This window comes from Deinococcus alpinitundrae, from assembly GCF_009982895.1.
GTDB classification, from domain to species: domain Bacteria; phylum Deinococcota; class Deinococci; order Deinococcales; family Deinococcaceae; genus Deinococcus; species Deinococcus alpinitundrae.
Window position 1 is genome coordinate 1 of the sequence record NZ_WXZL01000015.1, and the last position, 15456, is coordinate 15456.

17 protein-coding genes are annotated in these 15456 nt (G+C 64.4%); 12 read left to right on the plus strand and 5 right to left on the minus strand.

Annotated elements, in window-relative coordinates; translation table 11 throughout:
* The first annotated feature begins 823 nt into the window (after positions 1–823).
* From GUI70_RS24370 to GUI70_RS14005, 3 genes are all read left to right on the plus strand, one after another.
* Complete coding sequence (locus GUI70_RS24370; RefSeq protein WP_272952880.1) at positions 824–1459, plus strand: FRG domain-containing protein; 636 nt, start codon at positions 824–826, stop codon at positions 1457–1459.
* A gap of 33 nt (positions 1460–1492) precedes the next feature.
* Positions 1493–1684: a hypothetical protein gene (locus GUI70_RS24375; RefSeq protein ID WP_237724921.1), complete on the plus strand. Its 192-nt coding sequence runs from the start codon at positions 1493–1495 to the stop codon at positions 1682–1684.
* 100 nt (positions 1685–1784) lie between these two features.
* The gene (locus GUI70_RS14005; RefSeq protein WP_161882944.1) at positions 1785–2966 is read left to right on the plus strand and encodes an alpha/beta fold hydrolase; all 1182 of its coding nucleotides are present in this window, start codon (positions 1785–1787) and stop codon (positions 2964–2966) included.
* Between the two features lie 500 nt (positions 2967–3466).
* Here GUI70_RS14005 and GUI70_RS14010 read toward each other — a convergent pair whose 3' ends face one another.
* Genes GUI70_RS14010 through truA form a run of 3 tightly spaced genes read right to left on the minus strand, consistent with a single transcriptional unit; the run spans position 3467 to position 4735 of the window.
* Positions 3467–3694, minus strand: a complete 228-nt coding sequence (locus GUI70_RS14010; RefSeq protein WP_161882945.1) for a hypothetical protein — start codon at positions 3692–3694, stop codon at positions 3467–3469.
* Positions 3695–3747: 53 nt separating this feature from the next.
* Positions 3748–3879 carry a hypothetical protein gene (locus GUI70_RS25025; RefSeq protein ID WP_272952881.1) on the minus strand — a complete coding sequence of 44 codons (132 nt, stop codon included), beginning with the start codon at positions 3877–3879 and terminating at the stop codon, positions 3748–3750.
* Positions 3880–3898: 19 nt separating this feature from the next.
* The gene (gene truA, locus GUI70_RS14015) at positions 3899–4735 is read right to left on the minus strand and encodes a tRNA pseudouridine(38-40) synthase TruA (protein WP_237724922.1); all 837 of its coding nucleotides are present in this window, start codon (positions 4733–4735) and stop codon (positions 3899–3901) included.
* Between the two features lie 54 nt (positions 4736–4789).
* On the opposite strand from truA, the gene GUI70_RS14020 reads away from it, so the two are divergent.
* The 3 genes from GUI70_RS14020 (at position 4790) to lipA (ending at position 7515) form a co-directional block, all read left to right on the plus strand.
* Positions 4790–5647 carry a LysM peptidoglycan-binding domain-containing M23 family metallopeptidase gene (locus GUI70_RS14020; protein ID WP_237724923.1) on the plus strand — a complete coding sequence of 286 codons (858 nt, stop codon included), beginning with the start codon at positions 4790–4792 and terminating at the stop codon, positions 5645–5647.
* Between the two features lie 126 nt (positions 5648–5773).
* Positions 5774–6529 carry a lipoyl(octanoyl) transferase LipB gene (lipB, locus tag GUI70_RS14025; protein ID WP_161882946.1) on the plus strand — a complete coding sequence of 252 codons (756 nt, stop codon included), beginning with the start codon at positions 5774–5776 and terminating at the stop codon, positions 6527–6529.
* On the plus strand, positions 6526–7515 hold the full coding sequence (lipA, locus tag GUI70_RS14030) for a lipoyl synthase (protein ID WP_161882947.1): 990 nt from the start codon (positions 6526–6528) through the stop codon (positions 7513–7515). The genes lipB and lipA overlap by 4 nt, the downstream gene beginning before the upstream one ends.
* A 64-nt stretch (positions 7516–7579) precedes the next feature.
* Here lipA and GUI70_RS14035 read toward each other — a convergent pair whose 3' ends face one another.
* A complete protein-coding gene (locus tag GUI70_RS14035; protein WP_161882948.1) occupies positions 7580–7903 on the minus strand; it encodes a hypothetical protein in 324 nt (107 codons plus the stop codon).
* 142 nt (positions 7904–8045) lie between these two features.
* Positions 8046–8603 (minus strand): chloramphenicol phosphotransferase CPT family protein, encoded by a 558-nt coding sequence (locus GUI70_RS14040; protein ID WP_161882949.1) that lies wholly within the window; start codon positions 8601–8603, stop codon positions 8046–8048.
* A gap of 164 nt (positions 8604–8767) precedes the next feature.
* Between GUI70_RS14040 and GUI70_RS14045 the strand changes: the two genes are divergently transcribed.
* The 6 genes from GUI70_RS14045 (at position 8768) to GUI70_RS14070 (ending at position 15455) form a co-directional block, all read left to right on the plus strand.
* Complete coding sequence (locus GUI70_RS14045) at positions 8768–9601, plus strand: M8 family metallopeptidase (RefSeq protein WP_161882950.1); 834 nt, start codon at positions 8768–8770, stop codon at positions 9599–9601.
* A gap of 214 nt (positions 9602–9815) precedes the next feature.
* Positions 9816–10679, plus strand: a complete 864-nt coding sequence (locus tag GUI70_RS14050) for a MurR/RpiR family transcriptional regulator (RefSeq protein ID WP_161882951.1) — start codon at positions 9816–9818, stop codon at positions 10677–10679.
* A 69-nt stretch (positions 10680–10748) separates the two neighbouring features.
* Positions 10749–12014, plus strand: a complete 1266-nt coding sequence (locus GUI70_RS14055; RefSeq protein ID WP_161882952.1) for an extracellular solute-binding protein — start codon at positions 10749–10751, stop codon at positions 12012–12014.
* Between the two features lie 134 nt (positions 12015–12148).
* Entirely contained in the window at positions 12149–13105 is a 957-nt protein-coding gene (locus GUI70_RS14060; protein WP_161882953.1) for a carbohydrate ABC transporter permease, read from the plus strand.
* Positions 13102–13983 carry a carbohydrate ABC transporter permease gene (locus GUI70_RS14065; protein ID WP_161882954.1) on the plus strand — a complete coding sequence of 294 codons (882 nt, stop codon included), beginning with the start codon at positions 13102–13104 and terminating at the stop codon, positions 13981–13983. The genes GUI70_RS14060 and GUI70_RS14065 overlap by 4 nt, the downstream gene beginning before the upstream one ends.
* Positions 13980–15455, plus strand: coding sequence for a glycoside hydrolase family 3 N-terminal domain-containing protein (locus GUI70_RS14070; RefSeq protein ID WP_161882955.1), 1476 nt, complete (start codon positions 13980–13982; stop codon positions 15453–15455). Before GUI70_RS14065 ends, GUI70_RS14070 begins: the two co-directional genes overlap by 4 nt.
* The last annotated feature ends 1 nt before the right edge of the window (position 15456 follow it).

Sequence of the window (15456 nt, forward strand, 5' to 3'; positions counted from 1 at the left end):
CAACACACCGCTTTTGGCTGTGCCTGTCGAGGGACAACAGGGAGATCGACGGTTTTCCCCGTCTACAACAGCCCTAAACCAAAGTTGTCCGGTACTGAGCTCTGGCAGCAGTTTTTCTACCACCTCAAAGTCAAGCGCAGCTCAGTACTTGAGATCTTGCAGTTTCGGGTCAGAGCAATTGCTTCAACTCACCGCTTTTTGCCGTCCTTGTCGAGGGACAAGAGGGAATTGGCAGTTCTCTCCGTCTAGGACAGCCTCAAACTAAAGTTGTCAGGTGCTGAGGCCTACAATCACCTATAAACGCATTTCGATGCAGAGATGTATAAAAAGCTTCGTGACCTCTATTGACTCAAGCAAATATTGCAAGAGAGAAAGCATCGGATGAATCTGGGATCAAGTTTTTTGTGGAGACTTCGGCTACAAAATACGGGGGGTGGCAAAGGCGCATTCATCTTGATACTTATCTTGGAAAGATAGCAGCCTCAACAGTGGAGACGTTTGAGTCGGTGACCAGACAGAGAAGGGCTGCTCGTTTGAGCGATCCTTAAAATGAGAATCAATTACAGCTTTCTGATGACATACCTCATCCTCTTTTCGCGGTTTAAGCGCATCCTCTAAGCTCCATGTTCCCTTTTTATACGAACCAGTGCTGGACTTACAACGCCTTCTCAACCGTCTTCTTCACTTCCTTCCCCATTCTCTGGAGAATTCAACGTTTAATCGGCAGATCTCTTCTGGAGAGGTCGTGCCTGATCGGCGCTCGGGTTGATTGCTCAGCACTTGTTGGTAGGTCATGATGCGTCACTTGAGGCCCACCACTTGGATGGCTCTTCTCGATACTTTGCAGCAAGACAGCTGGAATCCTGAACTGAGGCGCTATCGCTCGCCTTACGTCTTTCGGGGACAGGGCAGACTGGCACCCTTGACTACCTCTCTCCAGCGGCTCTCGTCGCAGCCGCGTGAGATTGAGCGCCACCTCGTACGGGCCTTTCGAAAGTACGCCATGGTCAACGTGATGCCGCAAGATCAGCACTGGTCGTGGCTCACGCTCGGCCAGCACCATGGGTTGCCGACCCGGCTGTTGGACTGGTCGTATTCCCCACTCGTCGCGTTGCATTTCGCCACCAGTAATGAGCACCAGTACGACGAGGACGGCGTCATTTGGATGCTCGATACGGCGAAGACCAACGCACGGCTTCCCGAGCAGCTCCAGATCATGCTGCGTCAGGAGGGCAGCAGCGTGTTCACGACCGACATGCTGACGACGCTTAGCCACGCACGCCCACAAGACGGTAGCCTGCCTTTCGATGCCGAGACTGGCTGGCTCGAGCAATTGGAGCAGGCACAGGGCGCACCTTTTCTTGTTTTGCTGGAACCCCCATCCATTGATCAACGGATTGTGCAGCAGTCGGCCCTGTTTGCCTTCCTGTCCAATCCTGAAACGCTGCTCGAGGAGTAGCTGCATGCTCCTCCAGCAGCAGCCCAGCGGATTGTGATCGCTCGGGAACTGAAGTGGGAGATTCGGGACCGTCTGGATCAAATCAGTATTAACGAGCGCACGCTCTTTCCCGATCTGAGCGGCCTGAGTCAATGGCTGCGGCGCTATTATCAGCAGCGCCCCGAGAACAGCGCTGAAAGTGCTGAACGGCTCACACCGGAAGAGGAGCGCAATCAGCAGCGTTAGCCGAACTGTTGTTCCTGAAGCCCAGTGGAGAGCTGTCTGCCTTCTTGGCTTACGCCTCACACGAACGGGTGCGGCTTCCCTTCGCTTCTACAATTAGTGCATGCTTCTGGTGCCCTCGACCCTGCCGCTGCTCTGGCTCACCGGCCTTTTCTCTCTTCTCCTCCTGGGCAGCGGCGCGTGGCTGGTGTGGGAGTGGTACGACAACTGGGCTATTCACCTACCCACCAATCCCCGGTACCTGATCTGGGGCATTGTGCTGCTCGTCACGGCTTTCCTAGGGAGGCCACTCATAACCCTTCTAGTCGGACGTAGATCTCGGCCCGGCGAGGCGCACATGAAACCGCTGACAGGCGGCACGGTTCACCGGGTCGTGCGACCAGACGGAACGCAACTGCACGTCGAATCGTTCGGTCCAGTGCAGGCCCCGGTTCTGCTCTTCACGCACGGCTGGGGGTTGAGCAGCGCCGAGTGGTGCTATGCATGTCAGCACTTGAGTGAGCGTTACCGACTGCTCGTCTGGGATTTGCGGGGTCTTGGCCAGTCGGCAGGGCCGCACGATCACCAGTATGGTCTTGACCGGATGGCGGGCGATCTGAACGCTGTGCTGGCGCTAGCCGATGGGCAGCCGGTTCTGTTGTGCGGACACAGCATCGGTGGAATGACCACGCTGACGTTCTGCGGCCTGTACCCGGAGGTCCTGGCTGCCCAGGTGGCGGGTTTGATCCTGACACAGACCACGTTCACCAATCCAGTTCAGACCGCGTTGGGCGCGCCTCTGAACCGTGTTTTGCAAGAACCACTGCTTCGTCCCCTGTGCCACTTGACCATCTGGCTCTCACCCCTGGTCCGGGTGATGAGCGCCCTGAGCCTTCTGAACGGAAGTCTGACCTTGGCCAACCACCTTCTCCAATTCAAAGGTCAGGAAACCCGGCAGCAGCTCGGGTTCACCACCGCCCTTCTCTTGTGGGCCAACCCGGCGGTGGTGGCCCGTGGCATGCTTGGGATGCTGGAATATGAGGCCAGAGCCGTCTTGCCGGTGATCCCTGTTCCGACCCTGGTAATCGCTGCCTCGTCTGACCGGGCAACCCTCCCAGCGGCGTCAGCGTACCTTAAAGCGCACATCCCAGGCGCTGAACAGGTCATGCTCAGCCCGGCAGGCCACATGGGGCTGATTGAACACCATGAAGTCTGGGCGAGCGCTGTTGACGATTTTGCCATGCGGTGCTTTGGGTCGGTAGCCTCCCAAAACGCTGCTGGAGGTCAACGCTTCTCGAAACGCTGACCTGTCAGATCAGCTGAAGAAACAGAGTCGTGGGCTGGTCCGAAAAATACGTCTGCATCTTGTTGTCCTCGGAAAAGCTCAGATGTGCGGCTTCTGGAACGCGTCCAAGTTTCATCTCAGAGCGCATCCCGGACGGGTGGTGGCCCGGTGGGGAGAGGAACGAGGCGTCTCATACGCTTTGCGTCCGATCCGTTCTACACATGGAACCCCAACATGTTTAGAACTCATGCTCCAGAAACCGTTTTCTCCTTCTCCCGTTTCTTGCGCACAGGGGCACCCTCGGCGTGAACGCCTGCCCGGATGGATGCCACTCCTACTGTATGGGACCTGCCCGCTAATCGGGTCAACAGGTTATTGCAACGCTGATTGACCGAAATCCATATCACACCCTGGCCGACACGCCGGAAAGCAGCCCAAGCCATCTGCGGAACGCGCTGCGGCCCGGTCACGGCTTGGCCTGAGAGACCTATGGGATCATGTCCATCACCTGGACTTACCCCTTACCCGGCTAAAGACGGCCTCCAACTGACCTGGACGGCGTTCAGGTAGGTGGTCTCCACCCAGCTCACGCGTCCGCGAGGCGTTTGAAGAGTGCCCCGCAGCGCTGCCTCGAAGGCCGCATCGGAAAGTGGATAGGCAGCCTCGACAGCCTGCATGTCCAGCAGCTCGCAGGCATTCTCCGGCCACACGATCTGGCCCTGTTCGTTGATGCAGATCGGCAGTTTCATAGCTTCATCCTCCCGTACGCAGTAGCGGCAGGAACACGTACACACCGTGTAGTTCACGCCCTGGCCCCTGGCGGCTCCGCGCACCCGCTCGTGGATGTGGCGCGTTCCCTGGCCCGGTCCATCAGCACGGTGTCCATCCCCACCAGGCCCACCAGCGTGCGCTTCAGGCGCTTTTCCTTCTGCACCATGTTGAGGTTGCCTTTTCTATCCCCCGCTTCTGTGCTGGCGGCGCTCGCCATACTCAGCCCCGGCAAAATACAATCCGTGCGGCGGCACGTTGGCCCCGGCCTGCGCCCGCTGACGGGATGCCAGGATCGCGGCGACCTGCGCGGGATCGAGGCGGCCCTCGCCCACTTTCAGCAAGGTGCCCACCAGCCCGCGGACCATGTGGCGCAGAAAACTCTCGCCCGCGACGTGAAACTCGGTCAGCTCGCCCATCCGGCGCACGTCAAGCCGCCGCAGATCGCGCACCGTCTGACGCTCCTCCTGGGTGGCGAAGGCGGCGAAATCGTGGAGGCCAGTCAGCAGCGCAGCGGCCCGGCGCATGGCGTTCAGATCCAGCGGCCCGCTGCGGTGTAGCGCCCGGCCTGCCCACAGCGGGCGGCGCTGCGGTTCGTTGAGCACCCGGTACACGTATGCCCGCTCTGTGCAGGAAAAGCGGGCGTGAAAACCCGGTGCGGCGGGTTCGATGGCGCTGACGGCCAGATCAGGCGGCAGCGAAGCGTTGATGGCGCGGGCGAGCTGCGCCGGGCCGGGCTTGAAACTGCCCAGGCGCACGTCGAGATGCGCGGTCATCGCCTCGGCGTGAACCCCCGCGTCGGTGCGCCCCGCCGCCACCGGGCGGGCCACTTCGGCTTCACTCCCGACCAGTGGCAAGACAGCGTCCCGCAAGGTGTCCTGAACGCTGCGCGCGCCGGGTTGCGATTGCCAGCCGACAAACGCCGCGCCGTCCCAGCTCAGGATCAGCCGCCACCTCACGTAGCCTTGCGGCGGACGATAGAAGCGCGTGGCACCTTCCGCAGCCACCCGTTCATCAAACACGCCCTGATTTTAGCCACAATAGCCAATTGTGAAAGCCCCAGCTGTGGAGATACCGTGAAGATTCAGATTCGCTTGCTCTGGCTGTGCCTGCTGCTAGCCTGCCCCGGCGCAGGCGCGGCGGGCAGCTACCGGGTGCAGCCGGGCGACAACCTGACCCTGATCGCCCGGCGCAGCGGCCTGACGATCGTCCAGCTACGCGCGGCCAATCCGCAGCTACCGGGCCGCGACACCGTGCAAGCGGGCCAACTGCTGCGCCTGCCCGACGCCCACAAGGCCGCCACCAACCACCGGGTCCGGGCCGGGGAAACGCTCAGCGGCGTCGCGGCCCGCTACCGCCTGAGCCTGGTTCAGTTGCTGCGGGCCAATGCGGGCCTGAGCGCCCTGAGACCGCTGCGGGCCGGAAAAGTCCTGTACATTCCGGGCCGCCAAATCGCCGCCTCGGTGGGCAGCGCGGCGGGCCAGCAGCGGGCCGGCACGCCGGTCATCCGGACAGCCCGGCTGCGCCCGATGGCCCGCGCGGCGGATTCGGGCAGCTGGACCTGGCCGGTGCGCGGCTGGATCAGCAGCAGCTACGGCGAGCGCAGCCTCGACGGCGACAGCGAGATGCACTATGGCCTCGACATCGTGGTGCCGCCTGGCACGGCGGTACGCGCCACCCGCGCGGGCCGGGTCGTCGAATCACGCGCCGACTTTGCGCGCGGCTGGGGCTGGACCATCATCGTGGACCACGGCGACGGCTGGCAGACCCGCTACGCCCACCTCAGCCGCAATCTGGCCCGCGTGGGCGACACGGTGGTGCGCGGCCAGAGAATCGGCCTCAGCGGCAGCAGCGGGCGCTCCACCGGGCCGCACCTGCATTTCGGCACCTACCTGAGTGGCGTGCCCAAAAATCCGCTGTCGCTACTGGACTGAATGTATGACGGCCTGTGCGGCTGCGCCGCACCGACTCCCGGCACTGACACATTCGAGTGGTCAATCCGGGGGGAAACCGTGTGCTTTCAACCTTCGGCTAGAGGCCGCCCAGCGTACACTGCGGGCATGACGGGCGCACAGCACTTCCAGGTGATCGACCTCGGGCTGATCGCCTACCAGGCCGCCTGGGATGCCCAGAAGGCGCACCATGCCCGGGTCGCAGCGGGCGGGCTGCCCACCCTGCTGCTGGCCGAACACCCCGCCGTGCTAACGCTGGGGCGCAAGGCGGTTTCGGGCGACAATATCGTCGTGACCCGCGACTACCTGGCCGCTCAGCAGATCGGGGTCTACGAGATCGAGCGCGGCGGCGACGTAACCTACCACGGCCCCGGCCAGCTGGTGATGTACGCCATTTTCCCGGTGGGGCGCAAGGTCCGCGACTTCCTGAGACTCCTCGAAACCGCCACCCTCGGGGCACTGGCGGCGCTAGAGCTGCGCGACGCCCGCCCCAATCCCGGTTACGCGGGCATTTACGTGCCGGACCGGGATGTGAACGGCCTGGCACGCCACCAGAAAATCGCCAGCATCGGCGTGGCGATCAAGCGGCACGTGGCGCTGCACGGCGTCGGGCTGAATGTCAGCACCAACCTCGACCACTTCGACCTGATCGTGCCATGCGGTTTGACCGACACCCAGATGACCAGCGTCGAGCGCGAGTACGACCTGCGAGGCCTGGGCGAAGTGCCCAGCATGGACACGGTGAAAGATGTAGTGGCTGAGGCGTTTGCCGCCACCTTCCGAGACTACGACTGGACCCTGCCCGCCCTACCCTTTTCACCCCTTCCCCCCCAACCCACGCCGAGCACCGGAGGCCCCGCATGACCCACAACACCACGCCCGAACCCAAGTTCATCAAAAACGGCATCTACCGCAAGGACAGCACCCCGGTGCGCGACCAGAAACCTGCCTGGCTCAAGGTCAGCATCCCGACGGGGGAGACCTTCAAGGAAGTGCGCTCCATCGTCAAGGAGCACCGCCTGCACACGGTGTGCGAGGAAGCCATGTGCCCCAACATCGGCGAGTGCTGGAGCCGGGGCACAGCCACCTTCATGCTGATGGGCCACATCTGCACGCGCGGCTGCCGATTCTGCGCCGTCGACACCGGCAATCCGATGGGCAAACTCGATCTCGATGAACCGGCGGGCGTGGCCGACAGCGTGCGCCTGATGGGCCTGAAGTACGTGGTGCTGACCTCGGTGGACCGCGACGATCTGCCGGACGGCGGCGCGTACCACTTCGCCAAGACGGTGACGGCCATCAAGAAAGTCAACCCCGAAACCCGCGTGGAATCGCTGACGCCCGACTTCAGCGGCAACACGGCCTGCGTGGACCTGGTGCTGGAAAGCGGCGTGGACGTCTACGCCCAGAACATCGAGACGGTGCGCCGCCTGACCCACCCGGTGCGCGACATCCGCGCCAGTTACGACCAGACCTTGAAGGTACTCAAGCACGCCAAGGCCAGTCGCCCCGACGTGATCACCAAGACCAGCGTGATGCTGGGCCTGGGCGAGACGCGTGAGGAAATCATCGAGACCATGCAGGATTTGCGGGCCGCCAACGTGGACGTGGTGACCTTTGGGCAGTACCTGCGCCCCACCATGCACCACCTGCCAGTCGAGCGCTACGTGACGCCCGCCGAGTTCGACGAGTTCCGCAAGATCGGCCTGTCGCTGGGCTTTCTGGAAGTAGTCTCGGGGCCCCTGGTACGCAGCAGCTACAAGGCCGAGCAGATCGTGATGGACCACCCACGCGGCCTGCCCGCCCACCTGACCCACCTCAGTGCCGAGGATGGCCTGAGCCTGCTCTGAGTGCCAGAAACCAAAAAATGCCCCCGCGATGTGCGGGGGTTTTCTGCTGAACTGCTCAAGCTGTTTACAGGCTGTTGCCCGCCTGCTGGAGAGCCTCGGCCAGTTCTTCGAGCTGCTTCTGAGTGTTGCCTTCCACGTGGGCAGCGGCCCGTCCGGTTTCCTCGCCCAGTTTGGTCAGCAGGTCCTTGATCTTGGCCGCGTCGGGAGCGCCGCCTTCGAGCTGGTGCTGGAGGGAGACCAGGTTGGCGTGAATGGTCTTGGCTCCGCGCCAGTCGGCACTCTCCAGGTCGCCAATCCAGCGCCCGATGAGTTCCGCGCCGCGCTGGGGAGCCAGGTCCGTGAGGTTGCCCTGAAGGGCAGTGATGGTCGGCTGAATTCGGGTGGGCATAATCGTTTCCTCCTGATCGGGTCTGAGCTACTTTTCGCTTCAGGCGTCATCTTCCGGGAGGGCGACCCGCTGCACTGCACGCGCCGACGCTTTTTTAAGCGGGCTTCAAGCCTCTCCCAAGTCCCGTTTACCTGACGGCCGGTCACTCCTGCTGCCGCCGTCCGAAGACGCCGCTTTCCGGTCTCGCTCGCCAGGCTGCCAGAATCTTCGCCGCGTTCTCTTCCGGTACGCCCAGCGACTCCACCTCGAAGTCGTAGCTGCTGAACGTATGCACCCGCTCAAAGTCGGCACGGGCGTCGCCGATGCGCCGATCTCCCCGCTCCCGCTCGCGCCGCTCCAGTTCTGGCAAGGGGCAATGCACGCCCACGAAAAACACGTCGAAGGGGGCCAGGAGCCGCATCAGCTCCCCGAGGGTTTCCGTCTCTTCCAGCACATAATCGACCACCAAATTGTTGCCCGCGGCAGCGAAGGCAGCCAGCGCGCGGTGGTAGCCATCGAACAATCTGGGGCGCTGCCGCGACCACCCGAAGGCTTCCAGGCCGGGGCGCCTGGGCACGACTTCCTTATTGAACAGCAGCAGATCGAGCGCGAAGTACAAAAAAGGCTCGGGCAATTGGGCTTGCAGGCAGCGGCAGAGGGTGGACTTTCCGGCACTCGACGCGCCATTGAGCAGAATGATCCGGCTAATCGGCGCGGGCATGACCGCAGGATAACCGTGCCGCGTGGCGGCCTCGGCCAGCTGGCTCAGCTTCCGCCGGAAACAGGCGCTAAGCTGCTGACACTTCAAGCAGTGGGACCGGAGCGGACATGGCGCACAGACAGCAGGGAAAGCGGTTTCGTTCGGTTCTCGTTCGAGCAGCGTGGGTGCTGGGCCTGGCCCTCGGCCTGTCGTCGCCGGGTTCATGTGGGCCGGGAGCCGCCTTCGCCGCGCCGAGTCCAGCGGCCAGTACCATCTTCAGTCGCCAGGGTGCGCCGTTCGTCGTCGAGTTGCGGCTGCGCGGCAAGACCCTGAACGCCGGGCAGCGGGCCACCTTGCAGGCTGCCGCCAACCGGGTCGCCGGGCTGATCGGCTCCGGGTTTCAGCCGGTGCGGCTCGATCTGCCGGCCAACGCCTGCGACAAGGGCCTGCCCGCCCTGCACGAGCGCTTTACCCACTTCGTCGCCTTCGTGGCGGTCAAGGATCTGGGCGACGACGTGTACGGCGATTCCTCGCCCTGCGATCTGCACGACAAGACCTACCTGCCGATCTACGGCTCGGTGGACCTCAACTCGCGCGGCCTGAACGATCTGTCTCAGCCGGAACTGCTCGACACCATCATTCATGAACTGCTGCACGCGCTGGGTATCGGCACCCTCTGGACAGCCGACGAGCGGGTGTCTCTGGACGGCGGCGGCGACGAGAAGAATCTGGCGCAAAAGGAGCGCGGGCAGTGGTACTACACCGGACCGCGCGCGCTGGCGGCTTACCGGGCGCTGGGCGGCCAGGGCACGGGCATTCTCCTCGACCCCGACGCAGGCCACTGGGCCGGTGAGGTGGTCTGCTCGGAAATTCTGTCCGGCAGCGCCGGGGATGTGACCGACCGGGTCAATCCCGTCAGCTCCATCACCCTGGGTGCGCTCGAAGACCTCGGCTACCGTGTGAACACCAAGCTGGGCGACCGTTACGCCCTGCCCAAAGGCGACTGCCCGACCGACTGAGACGCGAACAGCCGGGCATTCTGGAAGAAATTTTCAGAATCTGACTCCAACTTGACAAAAATAATTTTTAGCATCACAATACCTTCACAGTTTCCAGTGACGTTCAGCTTGCTCTTTCCGGGTTGGTGAATCCTCTCAGGCAAAGTCCAGCGCACGGCTCCCACCGGGCCGCGCCTTGCCTTCCACCGTTCTGCGCTCAGGAGGTATCCCCCGCATGACCCCGCTGCTCGCTTCCCGACCCGCCGTGCCCGGCGGCGCACTGGGCCGCATTCGGCTCCAGATGGACAACTTCTCGCCGAGCCTGCGCCGGGTGGCCGATCACGTGCTTCAGGACGCCGACAGCGTGGTGCATCAGACCATCACCGAACTTGCGGGCAACGTGGGCGTGGGTGAGGCCACCATCACCCGGCTGTGCCGCAAGCTGGATTTCGCCGGATTCCACGCCTTCAAGATCGCGCTGGCCGCCGACGTGCTGGGCCGGGAAAGTCAGCTCCCTCCCCAGGACGGTGGCCTCAAGGCACAGGCCAGCCACCTCGCCCGGCAAACCGCCCAGACGCTCGAGGACACCGCCCAGCTGCTCGACGCGGGCGTGCTCGATCAGGTGGCCGACCGCCTGGCCCGTGCGCCCCGCGTGGACCTGACCGGCCAGGGCAACAGCGGTCTGCTGGCCCTCTACTTCGCCCACCGGCTGATGCGCCTCGGCATCACGGCGCTGGTTCACCCCGACCCCCACATGGCGGCGGTGGCGATCAGCGGCGTACCCAGGGGCGGCGTGGTGATCGGGCTGAGCAGTTCCGGCAGCACCATCGATACCGTACAGCACCTCAAACTGGCCCAGTCGCAGGGGCACTACACCGTGGCCCTGACCCACCGCGCCCGAAGTCCGGTGACGCGCTACGCCAGCGCCGTGCTGTTTACCTCCACCCAGGAAGACCCGCTCAGTGACAGTGTGCTGGGCACCCTCACCTCGCAGGCGATGGTCCTGGAAATGCTCTACCGAGCCGTCCTGACCCGCCGTCCCGAGGCCCACACCATGCTGCGCGTCACCGCCGAGTCGGTGGTTGAAAAAAAGTACTGAACTGACGTGCCAGATCCCGGTTCGCTTCCCCTGCCCCGGCGGGTCTGACCCCGCCACAAGGAGTCCATCATGTCCAAGAAGATTGCTGCCCGCCTGCTGACCCTCGGCCTCTCGCTCGCTCTCGGCACTGCCGCCGCCCAGAGTCCGGTGGAAGTGCAGTTCTGGACTTGGTACCTCAGCCCCAAGTTCGACAACTACATCAAGTCCACCATCAGCGACTTCGAGAAAGCCAACCCCGGCATCAGCGTCAAATGGTTTGACAAGCAAGACAGCATGGTGCAGGACTTCATTTCGAGCGTGAACCTGGGCAGCGCCCCGGACGTGGTGAACCTCAACATTGACGAGACCGCCAAGGCCGCCCAGAACGGCTTTCTCAGGAACGTGGACAGCCTGACGCCGATGGCCAGCCTCAAGTCCACCTTCTACGCCCAGCCGCTCGCCAACTTTACGCTCGGCGGCAAGGTCTACGCCTACCCCTGGTACGGCTGGCTCAACGAGGGCGTACTGCTCTACAACCCCGACCTGATGAAAAAAGCCGGCCTCACCCGCGCGCCGCGCAGCATGACCGAGTTGCTCGGCATGGCCAAGACCATCAAGGACAAGACCGGCGCTTACGCCTGGGTTCCGGCACTCAAGGACCCCAACACCGCGTCGTTCCTGGGCTACTTCTACTCCGACGGCCTGCCGATCTACGACGCCGGCGGCAAGGCGGCCTTCAACACCGCCGCCCATGCGGCGCTGCTCCAGCAGTACGTGACCTTGTTCAAGGGCGGCTATATTCCCGAGGACGCCGTGCGCAAGGAAGCTTTCCAGGTGGCTACCGAACTCTACCCTCAGAACAAGGTGGCGATGATCGTGGGCGGGCCGCAGGCGCTGACCCGCATCAAGGATTCCAACCCCACCCTGTATGCCAAGACGGTGGTGACGGAAGCGCCGCTCGGCAAAGCGCGGGTGCAGACCGGCGGAAGCATGGGACTGGTGGTGCCCACCGCCAGCAAGCACCCGGTGGAAGCCGCCAAGCTGGCCGCTTTCTTTACCAGCAACGCCAGCCAGATCGCCTTTGCCAAGGTGGTGCCGGTGGTGCCGACCACCAGCGCCGCGCAGCGCGACCCCCTGTTCAAGCGCGCCAGCGGTGGCGACCCGATTGCCAACGCCACCAGCCTGGTCGGTGCGTCGGGCCGCTACATCAACCCCGGCTTCAAGGCCCCTGGCAACAGCGATGATCTCTACAAGAACCTCAACGACAACATCGAGGCCGCGCTCCTCGGCAAGAAAACGGCCCAGGCTGCCCTCGACGACACCGTGACCTACTGGAACGCCAACATGAAGAAGTGAGTCGGCGCGGGGGGCAGGCCGCCTGAGTCGCTGCCCGCCTCCCGCTCGCCCCCTGGTGGCCCGCCCCTGCATTTGGTCTGGGCGGGCCTTCTCGCTTTTCCCACGCTCCGCCGCTGCCCCAAAGGAGGTGCAAGATGATCCGCTCCCAGCGCCCCACGCCCGGCAAACCTCCTCTTTCTGGTAAGCCGAAGTATTCTCTGCGCGACACGCTGCTGTCCTACGGCTTTCTGGCCCCGGCCTTGATTCTGCTGGCGGTCTTCACCTTTTACCCGCTGGCCTACGGCTCGTACCTGGGCTTTACCGAGTACGGCGGCGCACGCTTCGGTCAGGGATTGCCGCCCAAGTGGACCGGGCTGGACAACTTCCGCACCCTGATGGCCGACCCGCTGTTTCTCAAATCGCTGCTCAACAGCGTCAAGTACTTGATCATCGTGCCCATCTTGCAGCTCGCCTCGCTGGCGGTGGCGGTGCTGGTCAACAAAAATCTGCCGGGCATGGCTTTTTTCCGGGCCGCCTATTACGTGCCGGTGGTCACCAGCATCTCGCTGGCCGCCGTGATGTGGGACTGGGTCTACAACAAGGACGGCACCCTCAACTGGGCGCTGGGCGCCGTGCACTTGGTGTCCAAGAATCAGATGTTCGGCTGGCTCAACAACGAGTACACCGCGTTCTGGGCCGTGATGCTGGTGACTTTCTGGCGGGGCTTCGGCTACTACATGGTGCTGTATCTGGCCGGACTCCAGGGCATTCCCGCCGAGCTGGAGGAGGCCGCCGTGCTCGACGGGGCCAGCAGCTGGAAGCGCTTCTGGAGCATCACCGTGCCGATGATGAAGCCCACCATCTTGCTGTGCAGCTTGCTCTCCACGATTGCGGCGCTGCGCGTGCTGGAAGAAGTGCTGGTACTGACCAACGGCGGCCCGCTCAACAGCACCTACACCGCGCTGATGTACGTCTATTCTAAGGCGTTTCAGGGCTTCGACTTCAATTACGGGCTGGCGAGTGCCGCTGGACTGGTGGTGGCGGCCGTGGCCCTGCTGCTGTCTGCCGTCAACTTCCGGCTGTTTCGTGACAGCTCCGGAGACGGCGCGTGAGTCTGGTCTCGCGGGCCGCCCCTGTCCAGCGCAGCTACGCCCCGCGCCGCCACCGCAAGCTGGGCCGGGTGGTGCTGCGCTACGTCATTCTCATCGCCGTGCTGATCTTCGCGGTGTTTCCCTTTCTGTGGACGCTGGCGATTGCCCTGACCGACAAGCACGGCGGCGGCAGCATCTACGATTTTCCGGCCAGCCTCTTTCCGCGCGCTGTGACGCTGCGCAACTTCGTGGAGGTCTACACCACCTTCAGCCTCGGCAAATACGTCTGGAACAGCATTTCGATTACCGGCATGACCATCCTCGGCACGCTAGTGGTCTCGGCACTGGCCGCCTACCCGCTGGCCCGCTTCCGCTTTCCGGGGCGCGATCTGATTTTCGGCGTCATCGTGGCGACGCTGGTGCTGCCCAGCGAGACCACCTTCATCGTCAACACCCTGACCCTCAAGGAACTCGGCCTGCTCGGCACCCATGTCGGCGTGGTGCTGCCCACCATCGCGGGAGCCTTCGGCATCTTCCTGATGCGCCAGGCGTTTCTGGGCATTCCGCAGGCGCTGATCGAGGCCGCGCGCATCGACGGCGCGAGTGAATTCACCATCCTGACCCGCATCATGCTGCCGCTGACCAAGCCCTCGCTGGCCGCCCTGGGTATCTTCACGCTGGTGGCGAGCTGGAACGCCTACTTCTGGCCGATGCTGGCCCTCTCGGGAGCGCCGGACAGCGTGCCGCTGAGCGTGGCGGTGCTCAAGCTCAAGGGGCAATTCAACTACGACCCCTTCAACATCGCCGCCGGAGCACTGATCATGATGATACCGGTGCTGCTGGTCTTTCTGTCGGCGCAGAAGCTGTTCATGCGCGGGATGGAGGGAGCGGTCAAGTGAGTCTGCCCGCCGCCCGCACCCTCATTATCGATTTGCCCGGCCCTGACCTGAGCGCCGAGCAGGGCCGCTTTCTGGCCCAGTACGGCTTCGGCGGGGTGTGTCTGTTCGCCCGCAATTTCTCGGCACCGGATCGCACTGCCCGTCTCGTGCGCGACATCCGCGACGCGCTGGGGCACGACGCCCTGATCGCCACTGACCAGGAGGGCGGCGCGGTGCTGCGGCGGCTGGACGTGCCAATGGCGCCGACGCCACAGGCCCTGGGCGTGATCGGCAGCGCGGACGCGGCGCGCCAGGCCGGGGCCGTCGCCGCGCGCGGGCTGATCGAGCTGGGCCTCAACTGGAATTTCGCGCCGACCCTCGACGTGAACATCAACCCGCTCAACCCGGTGATCGGCGAGCGGGCCTTCGGCACGGACCCCGGCGAGGTGGCCCGGCTGGGGGTGGCCTGGGCGCTGGGCAGCGAGGCCGCCGGGGTGATGAGTTCGGTCAAGCACTTTCCCGGTCACGGCGACACCGCCCTCGACAGCCACTTGGCGCTGCCGACGGTGGACAAGCCGCTTGCCGAGCTGGAACGAACCGAGTGGCTACCATTCCGGGCGGCGGTGCAAGCGGGCGTGGGCAGCATCATGACCGCCCACATCGTCTACCCGGCGCTCGACCCACATGAACCGGCCACGCTCTCGCACCGGGTGCTGACCGGCCTGCTGCGGGACGACTGGGGTTACGGGGGCATCATCGTCACCGACGCCACCGACATGCAGGCGATCGCGGCGGCCCACCCGCACGGCGAGGCGGCTCCGCTGGCCCTGGCCGCCGGTGCCGACGCCGTGCTGAGCTGCGGCCACGGCGACCTGACCACCCACGCCGAGCACGCGCAGGCGATTGAGCGTGCCCTCGCCTCGGGCCGCCTGGCTCCCGAGCGCCTGCACGAAGCCCAGGCCCGGCTGAGCGCGGCGGCGCTGAAGTTTCCCGGCCAGCCCCTACCCTACACCGGGCTGCAGCGCGAGGCCGACGAGGCCAGTGTGGCGACCTGGGCGCAGCAGTCGCTGGAGTGGGTGGGCACGCCGCCTCACTTTGATTCCGCCCGGCCCGTCTTGCTGTTCGCGCCGCGCACAGCAGAGGTGGGTGGCCCCTACGGCGACTTTGTCAGCGGTGAGACGGTGGCCCAGGCGCTACGGCAGGTGTTCCCGCAGCTCTGGGTCGCTCTCCACAGCGGCGGCGACGAGCCTGCGCCCGCCTTCGAATTGATGGCGCGCTTTCCGGACGCGCCGGTACTGCTGGCGACCACCGGGCGCTGGAACCTGCCGGACGTGACGCGCCGCCTGGCCGACGCCCTGCGCGGACGGGCCGCCCTGCACCTGGCGCTCTGGAACCCGGAACACGTGGCCGCGCTGGGCCTGCCCGCTGTCATTACCCACGGCTTCCGGCCCGCCAATCTGCGGGCGCTGGCAACGGCGCTGGAGCAGACTTAGC